Source organism: Streptomyces sp. SID5469 (genome assembly GCF_009862865.1).
GTDB classification, from domain to species: domain Bacteria; phylum Actinomycetota; class Actinomycetes; order Streptomycetales; family Streptomycetaceae; genus Streptomyces; species Streptomyces avermitilis.
Map to the genome: position 1 here is coordinate 107449 of NZ_WWIN01000001.1, position 19963 is coordinate 127411.

Genomic DNA, 19963 nt, shown 5'->3' on the forward strand with positions numbered 1-19963 from the left:
AGACGGCAGGCGGCAGGCGGCGGGGATGTGTGCCTGCGCCGCTCACCTGTGCCCGGGTGAGGTGAGGGCCGGGCCGGGGTGCAGGAGGCCGAGCAGGCTCTCGCGGTGGAGGTCCGCGATCGGGCCGAGGAGATCCGGGTGGCGCAGCAGCGGCGCCGCACGGTGATCGCGCGGGCTGGGAATGGTCAGCCGGCGCGCGTCGCCCACGCCGTTCGCGCCGTGGTGGGTTGCGGCCAGGCAGGCCGCTGCCACGGCGGCGAGAGCGGGGTCGGCCAGCAGGCAGGCCGCCCAGCTGACGACGGTTTCGTCCACCTGGGTGCGCCAGGCGGGTGCGGCGTCCGTGAGCGGGTGGGCGGCGGCGCCGGTGACGTGGTCCAGCGCCCCGGAGCCGCCGGGGCCGAGCAGGTTCAGCAGTTCGGCGTCCAGCGCGGTGGGGTAGCGCAGGGCGGCGGCGATGGTGGCCGCGTGCTGTGCCTGGGCTTCGGCCAGCGCATCGTTGAGCGGGCCGGCGGCCGGCGGGAACGCCGACAGCAGCCAGCGCGCCGAGGCGGCGATGACGGGCGAGAGATCACTGAGCATGGTGGTCCGTTCTGTGCAGGTGCCCGCCCGGCCTGTGCGTGGATCCGGCCGCGGGCACGCGCGCGCCCCTCGAGGGGCGCGCGTGTGGCAGGCACGTGGCAGGCAAAGGTACGGGGGCCGCCCGGGCGGGCGACAGGACCTGTGTCACAGCCGGCCCGGTCCGGCGGGGCGCGCCACTGCCCGCGGCCGCACAGGCCGCACAGGCCGCACAGGCCGCGGGCGGCGGGCGGCGGGCAGTGGGCGGCGGCGGGCGCGGTCTGGTTCCGGGCGGGCCCGTCGTGCCGGGCGGGGTGAACCGCGCGCGGCGGGGGCCCGGCGGTGCTAGCCGAGCACGCGGTCGAGGTTGAAGGCCGCGCTGATCAGGGCGAGGTGGGTGAAGGCCTGGGGGAAGTTTCCGTGCTGTTCGCCGGTGGGGCCGATCTCTTCCGCGTACAGGCCGAGGTGGTTGGCGTAGGTGAGCATTTTCTCGAACGCGAGGCGGGCCTCGTCCAGCCGGCCCGCGCGCGTCAGCGCCTCGACGTACCAGAACGAGCAGATCGAGAAGGTGCCTTCCTCGCCCTGGAGGCCGTCGGGGCTGGCCTGCGGGTCGTAGCGGTAGACCAGTGAGTCGGACACCAGGTCCTCGCCCAGCGCGTCGAGGGTGGCGAGCCATTTCGGGTCGGTCGGGGAGATGAATTTGGCCAGCGGCATCATCAGCAGGGACGCGTCGAGGATGTCGCTGTCCTCGTACTGGGTGAAGGCGTGGCGTCCGGCGGACCAGCCGTGGCGCATGATGCGCCGGTAGATGTCGTCCCGGGCGCAGCCCCAGCGCACCATGTCGGCGGGCAGGCCGCGGTGCTGGGCCAGTCGCATGGCGCGTTCGATCGCCACCCAGCACATCAGCCGGGAGTAGAGGAACGTCTTGCGTCCGCCGCGGGTCTCCCAGACTCCTTCGTCGGGCTGGTCCCAGTGGTCGCACACCCAGTCGACGAGCTCGCTGATGCTGTCCCAGTGCGCACTGGACAGGGGTTTGCCCCATTTGTCGTAGAGGTAGAGGGAGTCGACCAGCGCCCCGTAGATGTCCAGTTGCAGCTGGCCGACGGCGGCGTTGCCGACGCGTACGGGTGCCGAGCCGCGGTAGCCCTCCAGGTGGGGCAGCTCGCGCTCGGGCAGTTCGCGGCGTCCGTCGATGCCGTACATGATCTGCAGCGGGCCTCTCAGGTGCGGTGCCTGGGTTTCTTCGATGCGGACGTACTCGGAGAGGAAGCCCATGAAGGCTTCGGCCTCGTCGGTGAAGCCGAGCCTGAGCATCGCGTACACGCAGAACGCGGCGTCGCGGATCCACACGTAGCGGTAGTCCCAGTTGCGTTCGCCGCCGATCTGTTCGGGCAGGCTGGTGGTCGGCGCGGCGATGATGGCGCCGGTCGGGGCGTAGGTGAGCAGTTTCAGGGTGAGGGCGGAGCGGTGGACCATCTCCCGCCAGCGGCCGCGGTAGCGCGAGCGGGACAGCCAGTGCCGCCAGTAGCGGACGGTCGCGTTGAATTCCCTTTCGGCCTCGGCCACGGCGCAAAAGCGTGGTGTCACGTCGCCGCCGATCCGGTCGATGGTGAAGACGGCGGACTCGCCCTCGTGCAGTTTGAACAGGGACCACACGTCCTGGCCCGCGACCTCGATGGGCACGGTGGAGGTCAGGGCGAGCCGGAGCGAGGACGATTCGAAGAGCGCCTGGCCGTCCTGGACCTGCACGGTGTGCGGTGCGGTGCCGAACTCGAAGCGGGGGGCGATGAGCGCGCGGAAGGGCAGCGCTCCGCGGGCGCACACCACGCGGCGGATCAGGCGGTGGCGGTCGGCTTCCCGTGAGTCGTCGACGACCGGCATGAAGTCCTGGATCTCGCCGACCCCCTCGTCCGCGAAGAAGCGGGTGATCAGCACATTGGTGTCGGGGAAGTAGAACTGCTTGGTGCGTGCCACAACGTCCGCGGCCAGTTCGAAGGATCCGCCCCGCTCCGCGTCGAGGATCGAGGCGAAGACGCTGGGCGCGTCGAAGCGCGGACAGCAGTACCAGTCGATGGTGCCGTTCGTGCCGACCAGGGCCGCGCTGCGCAGATCGCCGATCAGGCCGTGCTCGGCGATCGGCAGGTAGCGCAGCGGGCCGGCACCGAAAGGCACACCGGGACTGCCGCGCGCCCCGTCCCTCGCTCTGGCTTCGGTCGTGTTCCTCGCTTCAGCCACGTCAGCCTCCCTTGGGCTGTCGCCCGGGCCGCCCCCTGCTTCTCCAGGCTAACGAGTCATCGGGCAACGGACTTGCGGGAGCGGCCCCGCCGGGGGGAACGGCAGCCCCCAGGGGCCCGTCCTGGAGGCCCGCCCTGGGGCGGCCCCGTCCTGGGGGCCCGTCCTGGGGGCCCGTCCTGGGGGCCCGTCCTGAGGGCCCGTACTGGGGGCCCGTCCTGGGGGCCCGTCCTGGGGGCCCGTCCTGGGGGCCCGTCCTGGGGGCCCGTCCTGGGGGCCCGTCCTGGGGGCCCGTCCTGGGGGCCCGTCCTGGGGGCCCGTCCTGGGGGCCCGTCCTGGGGGCCCGTCCTGGGGGCCCGTCCTGGGGGCCCGTCCTGGGGGCCCGTCCTGGGGGCCCGTCCTGGGGGGGTGGGGAGACGGTCCGGTGGCTGGGGTGTCTTCCTGCCTCTGGTGGCGGGCTCCGGTTACTGCCTTGCCGGCCTGGCGTCAAGTGACGAATAGCCGGGGCTGGGGCGGGGCGCGCGCTCCGGGCACGGTGGCAGTCGAGTGTCCGCTGCATCTGAGGAGCGGACCTCGACCGCACTGGAGGCTGGGATGTTCTGCTGGATCGGGGAGGCTGCCACTCGTCGCCCGCGGCTCGTCCTCTTCGGTGCGTTCGTCTTCCTCGTGCTGTGTGTGGCGCTCGGTGCGGGGGCCGGTGGCCGGCTGAAGACGCAGGGGTACGACGATCCCCGTTCCGACTCCAGCTTCGCGGCCCGGGTGACGGCCGAGCACCTCGGGGCGGCCCCGAACCTGGTCGTCGTGGTGCAGGTGCCCGGCGGCTTCGTCGACGACGCCGCCGCCCAGAGGGCGGGCGAGGACCTGACCAGGCGTCTGGCGGCGCAGCCGCAGGTGAGCGCCGTGTCCTCGTACTGGAGGGGCCGTGCGGCCGAGTTGCGCAGCCGGGACGGCCGCTCGGCCATGCTGCTCGCGCACGTGGACGGCACCGGCGAGGAGCTCGGTGGGCGGGTCAAGCGGCTGCGTGAGGCGCTGACCGCTGCCGGGCCGTACACCGGCGGGTCATCCGCCCCCGGGCCGTCCACCGCCGGGCCGTCCACTCCCGGGCCGTCCGCTGCGGGGCCGTCCGCTGCGGGGTCTTCCACGGGCGGATCGCCGGCCGGCGGGTCGTCCGCCCGGGCGGCGGCAAAGGGGATGCCGGCCCTGAAGGTGCACGTGGGCGGGCCGGCTCTCGTCGATGCCGAGCTCCAGGACCTTTCGGAGTCGGACCTGAAGCGGGCCGAGGCCGTGGTCCTGCCGGGGACGCTGATCCTGCTGGTCCTGGTGTTCGGCAGTGTGGTGGCCGCACTGCTGCCCCTGCTGATCGGGGTCCTGTCCATCGCCGGGACGCTGCTGGTACTGAGCGTGCTCGGCCGTGTCACCGATGTGTCGGTGTTCGCGCTGAACCTGACCACGGTGCTCGGCCTGGGCCTGGGGATCGACTACGGGCTGCTGATCGTCTCGCGGTTCCGTGAGGAGATCACCGGCGGGCACAGTGCGCGCGACGCCGCCCTGCGCACCGTGCGCACCGAGGGCCACACGATCGTCTTCAGTGCCGCGACGGTCTGTGCCGCGCTGGCGACGCTGCTGGTGTTCCCGCCGTACTTCCTGCGGTCCTTCGCGTATGCGGGCATCGCCGTGGTGGCGATCGCGGCCGTGGCCGCCCTGACGATCATGCCGGCGCTGCTCACCCTGCTCGGCAAGCGGGTGAACGCCTGGCCGGTGCCGTGGCGCCGCAGGGTCCAGGCGGGCTGCGCGTCGCGCTGGTGGGAGGCGCTGGCGCGCCGTGTCGTGCGCCGCCCGGTGCTGGCCGCGGTGCCGGTGATCGGCCTGCTGGCGGTGCTCGCCGCGCCGTTCGCGCACGCCGGATTCGCCACCCCCGACGACCGGGCGCTGCCGGCCGGCTCGTTCAGCCGGCAGGCCGGGGACCTGGTGCGCGGTGAGTTCGGCACGCGCAGCGCCGGGGCACTGACGGTCTTCACCACGAGTGCGACACCCCAGGTCGCACTCGACTACGCCCCCCGGCTGTCCGCGCTGCCCGGCGTGGCCCAGGTGGTGGGGCCGTTCGGTGTCTACCGGGACGGCCGGCAGGTGGCCGCATCCGGCCCGGGCCAGGCCGGCCCTTCCGGCACCGACAGGGCGGCCTTCCACTCGGTGGTGCCGTCGGCCGACCCCCGGTCGGGCGCCGCCCAGCGCCTCGTTCGCGCCATCCGCGCGATGCCCACGCCCGCGGACACCCACGTCCACGTCGGCGGGCCGAGCGCGGTCCTGGTCGACGCCAAGGACACGGTCGCCGGCCGGCTTCCGCTGGCGCTGGCCGTGATCACCCTCACCACGTCCGTACTGCTGTTCGGCTTCACCCGCAGTGTGATCCTGCCGCTGAAGGCGATCGCGCTGAACGCCCTGAGCCTTGCCGCGGTCATGGGCGCCATGGTGTGGGTCTTCCAGACGGGCCATCTGCAGAGCCTGCTCGGCTTCACGCCCGGACCGCTCTCCACGACCATGCCGGTGCTGCTGTTCTGCATCGTCTTCGGGCTCTCGGTCGACTACGAGGTGTTCGTCCTCGCCCGTATCAAGGAAGCCCACGACGCCGGGCAGGACACGGCCGGCTCGATCGTCACGGGCATCGCCCGCACCGGCGGCATCGTCACCACCGCCGGCGCCCTGCTCGCGTTCACCCTCCTCAGCTTCGGCACCTCCCAGGTGTCCCTCCTGCAGTTCTTCGGGATCGGCGCCGGTCTTGGCGTTCTCCTCGACGCCACCCTCGTGCGCGGCGTCCTCGTGCCCGCGCTCATGCGCCTGGCGGGCGGCTGGAACTGGTGGGCACCGCGCGGGCTGCGACGCGACCGGCCCGCCAGAAACGGCCCGCCCGTCACAGGCGATCCGCCGGCGCGCCGGGCGCCTCCGCCGCCGCCCGCACGGCATGCACCGCCCACACCGCCCGTACCGCCCGTACCTCAGGTATCGCAGGCATCGCAGGCATCGCAGGCACCGGCTGGTGCAGGCCCTGCCGTACCTCCCGTCTCGTCCCCATCACGGCGCACACCCGACGTCTCCCGCTCCAGCCACCCGACCCAGGAAGGCCTCTCATGACTGACAACGCCACCGACAACGCCACCGGCATCGCCATCGTCGGACTCGGCTGCCGTTTCCCCGGCGCCGGCGACATCCAGGCCTACTGGAAGCTCCTTCTGAGCGGACAGCGGCAGTTCTCCGCGGTCCCGGCAAACCGCTGGAACCACGACACCTTCCACGAACCGGGCAGGCGGCGCGGCGGCCATGCCGCATACACCGACCAGGTCGCCTTCCTGGACGGCGTGGAGCGGTTCGCCGGCCTGCACTACGGTCTGCCGCCCGCCCGTGTGCGGGCCATGGACCCCCAGCACCGTCTGATGCTCGACGTCACCCGCGAGGCCCTCGACGACGCGGGGTGGGGCCGCGGCGGCTTCGACCGGGAGAACACCGGGGTCTTCGTCGGGATATCGGTGTCCGACTACAAGGACCTCATGACGGCCCGTATCCGCGCCGTCAGCCTCGCCGACGGGTCCATCGGCGGCGCAACCGACCCCCGCATCCTGGAGGCCTTCAGGGAGCGGGCCGAGGAGCTGAGCACGATCCACTCCTTCACCCTGCCCGGGAGCCTGCTCAACATGGCGCCCGCCACCGTCAGCCGGCAGTTCGGCCTCGGCGGCCCCAGCTTCGCCGTGGATGCGGCCTGCTCCAGCTCACTGATCGCCCTTGAGACGGCCGTCGCCCACCTGCGCCAGGGCACCTGCCGGATCGCTGTCGTCGGCGGCGCGTATCTCAGCCTCACCCCCGACGGCCTGGTCGGCTTCTCCCAGCTCGGCGCACTGTCCGCCACCGGGGTGTGCCGCCCCTTCGACAAGGACGCCGACGGGTTCGTCCTCGGCGAAGGCGCCGGAAGCGTCGTCCTACGACCGCTGCCGGACGCACTCGCCGACGGCGACCGCGTCTACGCCGTCATCAAGGGCATCGGCTCGGCCAACGACGGCGCCTCTCCCGAACCGCTGGCCCCCACCCCCGAAGGCCAGCTGCGGGCCATGCGCCGCGCCTACGCCGACGCCCGTGTGACCCCCTCCTCGGTGGGCTTCATCGAGGCCCACGGCACCGGCACCAGGGCCGGGGACCGCGCCGAGGCCCAGGCGCTGCGCCGGCTGCGCACCGAGTACCCCGATGACGATCCCGCCCTGTGCTACCTCGGCTCGGCCAAGGCCCTCATCGGGCACTCGCTGTCCGCGGCCGGCATCGCGGGGCTGATCAAGACGGCCCTGGTCGTCCACCACCGCACGATCGTGCCGCAGCCGGACACCACCCCCCACCCGGACCTCGGGATCGAAGCGGCCGGCCTGCGCTTCGCCCCCGCTGCCCGGCCATGGCCGAGCAGCGGGGGCCCGCTGCGGGCCGCCGTCAGCTCCTTCGGCTTCGGGGGCACGAACGTCCATGTGGTCCTCACCCCGCCGCCCGCCCCCCTCGGCCATGCCGCAGGCACCGCTGAGGTCCGCCCCCGTGCGACGCACCGAAGCCTCGCCCCCAATCCCGCCCCGGGCACCGCCCCGAACCCCACCTCGTGCTGATCTCGGCCGGCAGCCCCCGCCTGCTGGACGGGCAAATCGGTGAGCTGCTCGACTTCCTGGACCGCTCGCCCGGCACCCCGCCGGCAGCCATGGCCCACACCCTGGGCGGCCGCGAGATGCTCACCGCCCGGCTCGCGGTGGTGGCCGCCACCCCGGACGAACTGGCCGGGCGGCTGCGCCGAGCCCGCCGGCAGCTCGCCGACGGCGTCCGGGGCGACCTGGGCGACGGCGCGTTCGCCGCGGACGCTCCCCTGCCGCCGGAGCAGCGCCGTATCGCCTTCGTCTTCCCCGGCCAGGGCAGTCAGCGCCCCGCCATGATGCACGACCTCTACCAGCGGTCCGGCCTGTTCCGGGCGGCCCTGGACACGCTGGGCGCCCCGGCCCGCGAGCACACCGGCCTCTCTCCCGCCCAGGTGCTGTACGGACAGCGGGCGAGCACCCCTCCCGGCGATGCGCAGCTGCGGCAGCGGCCGGCCGGCACCGATGTGTGCCAGCCGCTGCTCGGCAGCGTCCAGATCGCCGCCACCCGCCTGCTGGCCGCCTGCGGCGTCAGCCCCGACCTCACGCTGGGCCACAGCGCCGGAGAATTCGCCGCGGCCGCCGCGGCCGGCGCGCTCACCGACGAGGACACCGTCCGGCTGCTGGCCCACCGGGGCGCCGCCCTGGCCCAGGCCGAGACCGGCGCCCGGGGCGGGATGCTCGCCGTGCAGAGCGACAAAGAGACCTGCAGGCGGCTGGTCCACGGGATCGACGACGTGTGGTTCGCCTGCTTCAACCACCCGCGGCAGGTCGTGGTCAGCGGCACCGTCCAGGGCCTCGCCGCGCTGCGGCGCGCCTGCGCCGCAGCGAAGGTCGCCGCGGTGACGCTCGAAGTGTCGAACGCCTTCCACTCGCCGCGGCTCGCCAGTGCCGAGGCGGCCATGCGCGCGGATCTCGCCCGCCGCCCCGTCACCCGGCCCCCCGTGGCGTTCGTGTCGTGCGTGAGCGCGGCCCTGTGCAGCGACCCCGCCGAGCTGCGCGAGCTGTGGGCCCGCCACGCGTGCGCGCCGGTCCGCTTCGAGGAGGCCGTCCGCAGTGCCTACGCCCACGGCGCCCGCGTCTTCCTCCAGGTGACCGGTAACCGCTCGCTCCTGGCCTCTGTCCGCCGCAGCCTCGCCGGCCACGGCGACGTTCGTCTCGCGGGCACCGACGGGCCGGCGCCCGACAGCGGACGCGGCTTCCTCCAGGCCCTGGCCCACCTCGCGGTCCTGGGCGCCCCGGTGGACCCCCGCGCCCTGATCCCCCAGCAGGACCGCCGGCTGCTGGACCTGCCGGTGGCCCGGCTCGACACCCAGTCCTACTGGATACGGCAGCCCCGCCGACCCGCAACCCCCGTGAACCCGGTGAACCCGGTGAACCCGGTGAACCCGGTGAACAACGAAGCCCCGACCGCCGGCGTCCCGCTCCGGCCCGCACCATTCGGCCCCTGTGGCGCCCCGCGCACCGAACAGCCGGCCACCGGCCGGACGACGGCCGGGGAAACCACCGGGGAAGCCACCGGGGAAACGACCGGGCAAACGGCCGGGGAGGCAGACGGGCAAGCGGACGGGCCGGCGACTTGGCAGGCGACCGGGCAGGAAGTGCTGCACGAGGCGCTCACCCTGCTGCGGGAACAGGGCGCGCTGCTCACCCGCCTGAGCGAAGCCCTCGGAACGCACCACGCCACCGGGCCGGCGGCGCAGAGCGAGGCCCTGCCCATAGCCTCCACAGCCCCGGCAGCCTCCGCTCCCCCTGCCCCGGCAGCCTCCGGCATCCCGGCTGTCCCGGCCGTGCGCTGCGCACCGCCCGCCGACGACGATCCTGCGGCGGCCTCGGCGGACGCAGACCGCCCAGCGGCCCGGAACATCACGGACATCACGCAGATCAGGGAAGCCGCAGAGGCAACAAAGGTCTCAGAGGCCACGGAGGCCACGGAGGCCGGGGAGGCTGCGGAGGCTGCGGAGGCCGCGGAGACGGTGTTCGCTCACGTGGCGCGGATCAGCGCGTTCCCGATCAGTCATCTGCACGGGCGGCAGCTGCTGACCGACGATCTCGGTTTCGACTCCCTGATGCTGACCGACCTGTTCGCATCCCTCAAACGGCAGTGGCCCTTCCTGACGATCGACGAGAAGACCTATGACCGGCCGACCGTCGAAGGCCTCATCACCATGATCACGGACGGCTCCGCGGACACCGCACCGCTCACCGCACCGCGCACCCGGCCGACGGGCCGCCGGGAGGCGGCAGATGCCCTCGCCGCACCACAAGCCGTCACCGAACCAAACGCCGAACCAAACGCCGGACCGGGTGCCGGCCCAGGCGCCGGTCCGGATGCCGGTCCGGACGGCGACGCCCTGCCCGACCCGCCCGCCGTCGGCCCGCACGCAGTGCCGCCGACGCGGACCGGTTTGCACGCGGTACCGCCGGCGCACACCGGCCTGCACGCGGTGCCCGCGGCGCGCACCGGGCCCGCCACCGCCGGCCTGCCCGAGCAGCAGACACAAATCGAGTGCTTCCCGGAGGTCACCGCGCACAACGAGCGCTTGGCCACGTACAGCCGACTGGGCCTGCCCAACCCGTACTTCGTGGTCCATGAACGCGGCATGACGGACACGACCGTCGTCGGCGGCCGCGAGCTCCTGTCGTTCTCCAGCTACAACTACCTGGGCATGGCAACGCACCCCCAGGTCAACGAGGCAGCCAGAAAAGCCATCGAACGCTGCGGCACCTCGGTGTCCGCCAGCCGGCTGCTGTCCGGCAGCCGTCCCCTGCACCTGGAACTCGAAGCGGAACTCGCCGCCACCCTCGGATGCGAGGCCGCGATCACTCTCGTCAACGGGCACGCCACCAACGTCACCGTGATCGGGCACCTCGTCGGCGAGGGCGACCTCATCGTCCACGACTCCCTCGCCCACGACAGCATCATCCAGGGATGCCGGCTCTCCGGCGCGAGGCGGCGGCCCTTCCCGCACAACGACGCGGCCGCCCTGGACGCCCTCCTCACCCAGGTCCGCCACCACTACCGCCGCGTCCTGGTCGTCGCCGAGGGCGTCTACAGCATGGACGGTGACATCGCCGACCTGCCCGCCCTGATCGAGGTCAAGCGCCGGCACGGCGCGCTGCTGATGATCGACGAGGCGCACAGCATCGGAGTGATCGGCGCCGCGGGGCGCGGCATCGGCCAGTACTTCGACGTGGACCGCCAGGACGTCGAGCTGTGGTCGGGCACGCTGTCCAAGGCGCTGGCGAGCTGCGGCGGTTACGTCGCCGCCGGCCGTACGGTGGTCGACTACCTCCGCTACACGGTTCCGGGCTTCGTCTTCAGCGCCGGCATGACTCCCGCGAACACGGCCGCGTCCCTGGCCGCCCTGCGCGTGCTGCGGGCCGAACCGCAGCGCGTGGCACGCCTCAAGGAGAACTCCGCCCTCTTCGCCCGCCTGGCGCACCGGGCGGGCATCGACACCGGACCCAGCCACGACACGCCGATCATCCCGTGCATCGTCGGGGACTCGGCGAAGACCCTGCAGCTCGCCGAGGCGCTCTTCGAGCAGGGCATCAGCGTCAACCCCATCCTGTATCCGGCGGTACCCGAGAAGGCGGCCCGGCTGCGTTTCTTCATCACCTGCGACCACACGCCCGACCAGATCCACCACACCGTGCGGGAACTGGCCCACGGGCTGCGGCAGGCGGACACCGCCCCCGCCGCCTGAAGGCACCCCTGCGGCGTACACCCGCCGTTGCGGGCGACCGCACCGGGCCCGGCCCCCGGGCCGCGGCCGGATCCCGGGCAGGGCAGGCATCGACACCGCCGCAAAGACACCCCTCTTGCAGGCTGTGCCCGGGCCGAGGAGCGCCGCTGACGCGGCCCCCGGGCGGGCCGGCCGGCCCCAGGACACCCCGGCCCGGGACACCCGGGCAGCAGGGCGTAGCGGCGCGCCGCCCGGTCCGTGCACCACTACGCCGTGCCCATGAGCCGCCCTGTCTCAGCGGAACTCGTGGACCACCTCGATCTCCCCGGCCATGTGGGCGTTGAAGTCGTCGAGCTCTGCGGCCGGAACCCACAGTTCGAGAATCGTCTGCCCGCCGGCCTGCCGGACGGGATACCGGCGCAGGAACTGCGACTCGACCTCGAACCGGGTGACGAAGCCGGCACCGTCGTGCTTCACGTTCCAGTCCCGCGCGATCTTGACCGCGTAGTCCTCGTTGAGGACCGGGTAGAAGAACGGCTGCCCCAAAAGCCGCGCGGGCCACGCCCGCCACTTCAGTTCCCGGACCAGGTCCAGCTCCTTGGGGCCGGTGGGGCGCCACAGGGTCGTCGTTCCGTGCCGGCTGGTCATGTGGATCACTTTCTGCATCCGGGAAGCCGCGGGATCGGGGATCGGCCCGGCCGGGGAGAAGGGGACGATACCGCCGGCCCGGACCCGCCGGCCACGCAGTTTTCGGCACCCCGGCCGCCGTGACCGGCCAGACATCACAGGACACCACCAAACTGACAGGACATCACCGAGATGGCGTCCCTTGTCGTGGTGGAGCCGATCACGGTTGGGGAGTGCGCCGGGGGCGTGTGCTGACCTGATTGCCGCTCCCTGCCCGCAGGGCGGGCCACCGTGCAACTCTCCGTTGTGAAAGGCCAGTTCAACGTGGGAGGTGCAGGGTGGCCCTGTCTCAGCGGCGACCTGGACCTCGCGATCCCCAAGCTGCGGTCAGGGAGCTTCTTCCCCGCGAGCTGCGGTCAGGGAGCTTCTTCCCCGCGCTGCTGGAGCGGCGCCGCCGCATCGACCAGGCCCTGTACGCCGTCATCATGGAGGCCTACGTCCGCGGCGTGTCCACTCGGTCGGTCGACGACCTGGTCAAGGCCCTCGGTGTGGACACCGGGATATCCAGGAGCGAGGTCTCGCGTATCTGCCAGGACCTGGACGGCGAGCTGACCGCGTTCCGTGCCCGGCCCCTGGATCACGTCCGCTTCCCATACATCTATCTGGACGCGCCCTACTGCAAGGCGAGGGTCGAGCACCAGATCGTGTCCCGGGCCGTGGTGATTGCCACCGGGATCACCGAGGACGGCGGCCGGGAGGTGCTGGGCGTGATGGTCGGCGACAGCGAGACCGAGGTGTTCTGGACCGAGTTCTGCGTCACCTGCGCGAACGCGGTCTGACCGGTATCCGGCTCGTCATCGGCGACCATCACGTGGGACTGGTCAAGGCCATCCGCAAGGTCATGCTCGGGGCCGCGTATCAGCGCTGCAGGGTTCACTTCCTGCGCAACGTGTTCAGTTTGATCAACAAGGAAGCGGCCGAGATGGCCGCCGCCACGATCCGCACGATCTTCGCCCAGCCCACCGCCGACGCGGTCCGCACCCAGCTCGACACCGTCGCCGGCATGCTCGGCAAGCAGTTCCCCAAGGTTAAGGCGATGCTGCTGGAGGCGAAGGACGACCTGACCGCCTTCGCAGCGTTCCCCGAGCGTCATGGGAAGAAGATCCAGTCCACCAACCCGCTGGAGCGGATCAACCGCGAGGTCAAGCGCCGCACCGATGTCGTGCAGGTCTTCCCGAACGACGACGCCCTCCTGCGGCTGGTCACCGCCGTGCTCTTCGAGCTGCACGACGAGTGGATCGCCTTCCCCCGCCGCTACCTGCCCGAGGGCAGCATGAGCCAGCTTTACCCTGCTGAACTCCCCGAACAAGCCCCCGCACTAGCCCACACCACCAGCACGACGGCCGGTTGATCGGCCACGCCACAAGGGGCACGCGCCCCTCAGGACATCGATGGGTTGTGGACCTCGTTGCGCTGCGGGTCAAAGCAGGTCAAGCCGTGTTTTTGCGCAAGGGCGAAGACCGCACGAGAGAAGTCATCGGCCCGCGACCAGCCGACGCAGAGGATCAACCGATGCTCGTTTACGTCGGGGCTCACGCTCCACACGAGGTCATCGATCTCATCGTCATCCGGGTCGTCGGGGTCGGGGAACCCGACCAGCAGATCATCCAGGAGGGCAAGATTCCGCGGGTCAGGCTGAACAACGGTGTCATCGCCGGCTGCCAAACTCTGGCAGACAAGGAGTGCCCGGTCGACCGTGATCGGCATCGGCTCGTGCCAGACATAGAGATCGAAGCTCATTGCAATACCACCTGCATGATCGGCCCTTCTTGAGGTGATCACCTTCGCGGGCTGGGGCCAGCCTGGCAAGACCCACACCTCCAGCGAAGCACCGCTCCAGACCACCTCAACGGCCTGGTCACCGCGGTACGCAAGCCCACTGAACCCCCAAATGAGCCCCCGCGCTACCCAACACCACCAACACAACGTCCCGTTGATCGGCTACACCACAAGAAGGGACGCGACCCATCACCGGGCCGGCGAGCAAGGGCGCCTTGCTGAACCGAGCGCGCCCGGCCGGGCCCCGTCGGCCCTCGGAGCCGGGCAGACGCGGCCCCTGGCGTCCAGGTCGTTCGTACCGTGGCGCGCTCCGCCCGAACGCCAGGGGCCACGCCCGCTCCACGGTGTGCGGGCCGACGGCGGACGGGACGGGAGCCGGGGTGAGTTGCGGGATGGAAGGGCTGGGCCGGTGACAGGCCCAGGACCGCGACGGGAGATGATCCGCTCATGCGCATACGACGAGAGGCTCGTTGGTTCTTGTGGGGACTGTGGCTTGCGTGTCTGGTGTTCTCCATCTGGTTCTTCGCAGAGGTGATCATGCTCTTCCTGCAGGCCGAGTCCTGGTGACGCAGCGAGGTGTCGTGCCCCTGCCGTGCCCGATCGACCGGTAACTGACGGGGAGCCACGGTGGTTGACGGACAGCGCACAGGAGAACGGCCTCTGACCGGTTTACCTGGTCAGGGGCCGTTCTTCTGCGGTGGGTGCGGGATCTGAACCCACGGCGGCATCGCTGCCACGACGGATTTCGAGACCGCCCAGAGCCTGACTCGCCCAGTGGGACTCTGCCGGCCGCGTGGTCCCGTGGCGGCAGGGACCCGCAGAGAGCGTCGCCGAGCGCGGACAACGCGCCGGTCACCGCCTCGTCAGGGCAGCCCCCACCCGGCCGCGATCTGCGCTATTTGTCCGCCCGGTAGAGCTTGATGTCCTTGTTGACGAAAAGGTGCACGTAGCCGCACCGCCAGCAGATCAGGCCGGTGGCGTTCTCGTCGGCCCAGGCCAGCTTCATGAACTCCATACCGGTGCTGTTGAGCAGGACACCACGCTCTCGGAACAGGTCGCCTCGGCAGATCTGGCAGGTGAGCCAGACCTCGCCCAGTGATGCACGTACCGGCTTGCTTGCCATCGAGTGAACGCCCCCCGCGTCTGTGTGGTCAGCACGAGACTACGCACGAGACTACGGCGCAGCGGAGATTCGGTTGCGTGATCTTCCAGACAAACGGGTGACCCTCATCGAGGCGGCGCGTGCCACGCCCGTGCCACTGGCCGCCATGGACCACGCCCGCTCCACGGTGTGCGGGTCGACGGCGGACGGGATGGGAGCCGGGGAGAGTGGTGGGTAACTGATGGTGGTGAAGAACAGCGCCTTCCAGGGGGTTGCACGTCCCGACTGAGTGTCCAATCTGCCCAGCAACGCTGTCGAACAGCGGCAGACGAGCACGTACGCCAGCGGACCAGCACCGCAGATGACGTGTACGCCAGCCCATGGCACAGCCCCCACCCAAGCTGCTTCGGGACGAAGCAGTCGCGTCGCTGAGGTGCGTTGCATGAGCGGCGACGTTCTGGTCTGCCCTGAGTGCAGCCAGCCCATGAGATCTGGTGGCCTCGTGCTCTCCGAGCGGGAGGACGATGGTCGACGGACCTGCCGGGCGCTGTGGACGTGCACCGCCCGACACGTCCTGTGGCAGTGGGCCGACCGGCCGGACGAGCCATTGCAGCTCTGCCCTGTGCCACAGCTGTTCCGCTGACATCCAACGCTGACATCAACGACCACGAACAGCCGCGACAGTCAGCACCCGGCAATGGCCCCCACACACGAGCTGGACCGCAGCCGCGCAGGGGCACGATCGAACTCCTAAAGCGGGTGTCGGCGTGCCGGCCGTGCCACATCCCGCGGTCAACCGCGGTCAACGAGGGGGCACAGCAGTCGAGATGCGCGGCTGAGGCGGGCTGTGCCTGTAGCGGGAGTGACCCGAGTTCCTGCAGCAGCCGTCACCACCAGGCTTACCAGGCGGGGTCAGGTGCAGGCCTGCATGCACGGAACGGATACCCGGTACTTGCACCATGCTTCCCCGGCGCTGTCATGCGGCATCACGGCGGCCCCGCACCACAAGCACACCACATCCGGCGGGCAAACAGCGGGAAAGCGCGGGGAGCGGGGGCGGGAAAGCGGGGAAGAGTGCCGGCAGTGACGGCGGACCCGGACACCGCGCAGGGTCCGCAGACAGCCGGCCTGCCCGGACCAGGCTCCCAACCGGCCCTGGCAGAGCACGGCTTGCCGAGCCCAGGTCCTTGAGCGCGCAGCACGGCCCCCAGAATCCTGTATGCAGCCGCGCAGCCGTACAGCGGGCCGGCAGGGCGCCGGAGCGGGCCCGGGAGGAGGCCGGCACTTCTCGCGGCCCCCGGGCGGGACGCCTTACGCCCGCCGCCGTTCAACTGGGCACGTCCGGGCCGCCGGTAGCGGCGGGATCCGGCCAGTGATCAGTTACGCTGACCGCTGCCGCGGCGCAGACAGTTTCGACGCCCGGGCCCCTGGCGTCCCTTGCGGTGTGATCCCAAGGCCCCTGCCAGGCACTTTCTTGGTGACCGCAGAGGGAGACATGTTCAGCAAGCGACTGATAGCGGCCGCAGCGACCGCGGTGGTGATAGCCGGGCTGGGCGCATGCGGCAGCGAAACCGGGAACGGGAGCGGGAGCGGCGGCGCGGACCTGGGGTCCTCCTGGAGCGACGACGCCGGCCGGAGCGGCCAGGACGCCGCCCCGCACGCCCGGCCGGACACGGACACCGTGCGGGGACTGCGGGACTCGGTCCGCCACCTCTCCAGGAAAACCGCCAAGGCCACCCGCCCGCACCTGGTCAACAAGTGCACGCCTGCCACCCGGCGGGCCAAGCACACCCAGCAGAGGGGAACGGGCACCCGGAAGAAGACCCGCACCTGGTACACCACGGAGCACTACCAGGACTGCAAGAAGGTCCGCAACGGCACCGAGACCTACACACGAACCGTCAGGCCGCAACAGTGGTGCGTGCGCCTGGACGACGTCGACGGCGACACCTCCCAGGACGACCGCTGGTACCAGGTCACCCGGACCACCTACGACGAAGCCCTCACCATGGCCGAGCACACCCGCATCGAGTTCACCCCGGCCGGCACCGGCTGCTGAACACACCCGGACACCCGCCCCCCACCCGCACAGAAATCACCGCCTGAACACCCCGCGAGCGAACAACCTGCCGGCCAACCGGGCCGGCCCTGCCGCCCGCCCACCCGGCAGACCCTGAACAGCCCGGCACCCCCGCCCACAGCGCACCGAACGGGACAGAGCGGGGCGGAGCCGGAGCCGGCGCGGAGCCGGAGCCGGAGCCGGGGCGGAGCCGGAGCAGAGCCCGGGGCAGGGAAGCCGGAGCCGGCGCGGAGCACGGAACCGGAGAGCGGGATCTGCAGGAGCGGGAGCTGCGGCGGCTGCCCGGCTACGAGAGCTCCGGCCCGGTCCGGATCGGCAACGGGGCTGCGAACCAGTTGCAGCTCGACGTGTACGGCTACGTGGTCGAGACCCTGTACCTCGCCCACCAAAGCGGTGTGGCCCGCTGCGGCGACACCGCGGTCCTGCACCAGCGGCTGGTCGAGCACCTTGCCGAGCGGTGGCAGATGCCCGACGAGGGCATCTGGGAAGTCCGAGGTGAGCGCCGCCACTTCGTGCACTCCAAGGTCATGGCCTGGGCCGTGGTCGACCGGACCATCCGCCTGGTCGAGGCCGGCGCCCTGGACGCCGGCCTGTGCGCTCTGATGGAACTGCGCGAGGCCATCCGCCACGAGGTGTGCACCCGCGGCTTCGAGCCGGTTTGAGGCACCTTCACCCAGTCCTGCGGATCGCAGGAGGTCGACGCCGCTCTGCTGCTTCCCGCGGGTGGGATTCCTGTCCCCCGGCGGCCCCCGCGTGCTGGGGACGGTGGAGGCGGTGCGCCGGCAGCCGGCCACTTTGGAGGGATTCGTACGGCGCTACCCGACCGCAGGAGATCACGCGGGGCTCGACGGCCTGGACGGTGACGAGGGGGGCCTTCCTGCTCTGCTCGTTGTGGATGGTCGACGCGCTCGCTCTGACCGGCCGCCCGGCCAAGCCCACGGTCTCTTCGGCCGGTTCCTGGCCCTGCGCACCGACCTCGGCCTGCTCGCCGAGGAGTACGACCACGTCACCGGATGGCAGTTGGGAAACTTCCCGCAGGCGTACAGCCACATCGGGGTGATCGGGTCCGCGCTCCTGCTGCAGCAGCTCGGCTCGGGGGCGCCCGCAGCCGAGGCCGAAGTGCTCCTGGCGGCGGATGTCTGATAAACGCGACCGTCACCGCCTTGGTCATCCTGCTTGCCGCTGCGACAATGGTCGCCGTGGCAGCAGCCTGGGTCGCCTACCGCCGCTGGCAGATGGCGCGGCAGCAGGCCCGCCTCCTGGCGCGCGAACAGCAGGCGACCGCGCGTGCCCCTGCAGAAACTGGTTCACAAGACGCTGCCCCAGATCCACCAGGCGGCCGGTCGGATCGCAGACCTGCACGCCGGCGACGCCTGCGTGCGCGAGGCCCTGGACACGGTCCTCTACCGCGACCCGCCGCTCGCGAACGTCGCGATGGCCTACCCGCCCCGGCCGTTGGACATCGGCGGCTTCCTGCTGCCGACCGGCCAGCCGGCAGTCATCAGCTGCGCCGCCTGCAACAACGGCCCCGCCCTGGGAACACAGCGCCCGCTGGGCAACCGGGCCCACCTCGCCTGGGGCGCCGGCCCGCACCGCTGCCCGGCCGGTGCGCACGCCTGCCTCATCGCCGAGATGCCCTCCATGTCCTGGACACCCTGGCCGAGACGGACCTCGACGGCCGGCGCGCCGGCCTCGCCTGGCGCCCCGGCCCCTTCCACCGCTCGCTGGTCGCCCTGCCCGTCACTTTCCCCACGAGCTGAAAGAGACCTCAACGTGTCCGAACAGCAGATAATCGTCCTCGACCCGACCGGATCCGACCCGGACGCCGAACACCAGGCCCTGCGCGAGCGCGGGTCCGCCGCGCTGGTGGACATCCTCGGCGTGCGCGCCTGGTCCGTCTCCGACCCTGCGCTCCTCAAGCAGCTTCTGACCAGCAAGGACGTCTCCAAGGACGGCCGCGCCCACTGGCCGGCCTTCGCCGAGACCGTGCCCACCTGGCCGCTGGCTCTGTGGGTGGCGGTAGAGAACATGTTCACCGCCTACGGCGACAACCACAGCCGCCTGCGCCGCATGGTCGCCCCCGCCCTGTCGGCCCGCCGCACCGCAGCCCTCCAGGCGGACATCGAGGCCCTCGTGAACAGCATGCTCGACGGCCTCGACGCCTTCCCTGCCGGCGAGGTGGCCGACCTGCGCAAGCACCTCGCCTATCCGCTCCCGATCGCCGTCATCGGCAAGCTCATGGGCGTCCCCGCCGACCGGCGCACCGAGTTCCGCACCGTAGTGGACAACGTGTTCGCCACCCACCTCTCCGCCGAGGAACAGGCCGCGAACACCGCCGCCCTCTACGCCCTGCTGGACGCCCTGATCGAGATCAGGCGCGCCGAGCCCGGCCAGGACATGACCTCACTGCTGATCGCCGCCCGCGACGAGGAAGACGGCTCCGCCTTCAGCGACGCCGAGCTGCGTGACACACTCCTGTTGATGATCAGCGCCGGGTACGAGACCACCGTCAACGTCATCGACCAGGCCATCACCACCCTGCTGACCGACCCTTGCCAGCTCGCCCACGTCCGGGAGGGCCGCTGCACCTGGCAGGACGTGGTCGAGGAGACTCTGCGCCACCAGCCCGCGGTCAAGCACCTTCCCCTGCGCTACGCCCGCATCGACATCCCCCTCCCGGACGGGCAGACGATCAAGACCGGAGAGGCGATCCTCGCCTCCTACGCTGCCGCCAACCGCCACCCCACCTGGCATGAGGACGCCGACCGCTTCGACGCCACCCGCCCCAGCAAGGAACACCTCGCCTTCGGACACGGCGTCCACTTCTGCCTCGGCGCCCCGCTGGCCCGTCTCGAAGTCGCCACCGCGCTGCGCCTGCTCTTCGAGCGTTTCCCCGACGCCCGACTCGCCACGGAGCGGACCGCGCTGGAGGCACTGCCGAGCTTGATCAGCAACGGACACACCTCCGTCCCCGTGCACCTGCGCCCGACGTCCAGCGCCAGTAGCTGATCGTTAGCTGGTGTGACTTCTGCTGCTGGTGCGTCAGTTCCTCGCCGGGGCCCGAAACTGGAGTTGTTGCTGCTGTCTGATGACGAGCGGGCGGAGTCGGAGCGGTGCACGCGCCGGGCGACACCGGCCCGGGCCCTGGCCCTGCGGGCGCGGATCGTGCCGGCGTGTGCAGGGCCGGACG

The 19963-nt window shown here is 71.7% G+C and carries 10 protein-coding genes and 2 pseudogenes; 7 read left to right on the forward strand and 5 right to left on the reverse strand.

The features are described 5' to 3' along the window. Positions 1-42 precede the first annotated feature (42 nt). Positions 43-579: a hypothetical protein gene (locus tag GTY58_RS00510; RefSeq protein ID WP_010981533.1), complete on the reverse strand. Its 537-nt coding sequence runs from the start codon at positions 577-579 to the stop codon at positions 43-45. A 321-nt stretch (positions 580-900) separates the two neighbouring features. Further along, on the reverse strand, positions 901-2727 hold the full coding sequence (locus GTY58_RS00515; RefSeq protein ID WP_037652242.1) for a glycoside hydrolase family 15 protein: 1827 nt from the start codon (positions 2725-2727) through the stop codon (positions 901-903). 606 nt (positions 2728-3333) lie between these two features. Between GTY58_RS00515 and GTY58_RS40015 the strand changes: the two genes are divergently transcribed. Genes GTY58_RS40015 through GTY58_RS00530 form a run of 3 tightly spaced genes read left to right on the forward strand, consistent with a single transcriptional unit; the run spans position 3334 to position 11146 of the window. Then, positions 3334-5916 (forward strand): MMPL family transporter, encoded by a 2583-nt coding sequence (locus GTY58_RS40015; RefSeq protein ID WP_148663778.1) that lies wholly within the window; start codon positions 3334-3336, stop codon positions 5914-5916. Beyond that, positions 5913-7418: a polyketide synthase gene (locus GTY58_RS00525; RefSeq protein ID WP_010981536.1), complete on the forward strand. Its 1506-nt coding sequence runs from the start codon at positions 5913-5915 to the stop codon at positions 7416-7418. The genes GTY58_RS40015 and GTY58_RS00525 overlap by 4 nt, the downstream gene beginning before the upstream one ends. Beyond that, a complete protein-coding gene (locus GTY58_RS00530; RefSeq protein ID WP_010981537.1) occupies positions 7412-11146 on the forward strand; it encodes an aminotransferase class I/II-fold pyridoxal phosphate-dependent enzyme in 3735 nt (1244 codons plus the stop codon). The genes GTY58_RS00525 and GTY58_RS00530 overlap by 7 nt, the downstream gene beginning before the upstream one ends. A 273-nt stretch (positions 11147-11419) precedes the next feature. On the opposite strand, the gene GTY58_RS00535 is transcribed toward GTY58_RS00530, so the two are convergent. Next, the gene (locus tag GTY58_RS00535) at positions 11420-11773 is read right to left on the reverse strand and encodes a hypothetical protein (RefSeq protein WP_010981538.1); all 354 of its coding nucleotides are present in this window, start codon (positions 11771-11773) and stop codon (positions 11420-11422) included. Positions 11774-12159: 386 nt separating this feature from the next. On the opposite strand from GTY58_RS00535, the pseudogene GTY58_RS00540 reads away from it, so the two are divergent. Continuing rightward, positions 12160-13163 (forward strand): annotated as a pseudogene (locus tag GTY58_RS00540) (IS256 family transposase); the annotation flags it as partial. Between the two features lie 29 nt (positions 13164-13192). Here the strand turns inward: GTY58_RS00540 and GTY58_RS00545 are convergent. Beyond that, positions 13193-13552, reverse strand: a complete 360-nt coding sequence (locus GTY58_RS00545) for a hypothetical protein (protein WP_037652246.1) — start codon at positions 13550-13552, stop codon at positions 13193-13195. 934 nt (positions 13553-14486) lie between these two features. Next, positions 14487-14714, reverse strand: a complete 228-nt coding sequence (locus GTY58_RS00550; RefSeq protein ID WP_010981541.1) for a hypothetical protein — start codon at positions 14712-14714, stop codon at positions 14487-14489. A 1474-nt stretch (positions 14715-16188) separates the two neighbouring features. Between GTY58_RS00550 and GTY58_RS00555 the strand changes: the two genes are divergently transcribed. The 3 genes and pseudogenes from GTY58_RS00555 to GTY58_RS00570 all read left to right on the forward strand — a co-directional run bounded on the left by GTY58_RS00555 (position 16189) and on the right by GTY58_RS00570 (position 19782). Then, the gene (locus GTY58_RS00555; protein ID WP_010981542.1) at positions 16189-16752 is read left to right on the forward strand and encodes a hypothetical protein; all 564 of its coding nucleotides are present in this window, start codon (positions 16189-16191) and stop codon (positions 16750-16752) included. 254 nt (positions 16753-17006) lie between these two features. Then, a pseudogene (locus GTY58_RS00560) lies at positions 17007-17916 on the forward strand (glycoside hydrolase family 15 protein); the annotation flags it as partial. A gap of 630 nt (positions 17917-18546) precedes the next feature. Continuing rightward, positions 18547-19782, forward strand: coding sequence for a cytochrome P450 (locus GTY58_RS00570; RefSeq protein WP_010981545.1), 1236 nt, complete (start codon positions 18547-18549; stop codon positions 19780-19782). Positions 19783-19963 lie beyond the last annotated feature (181 nt).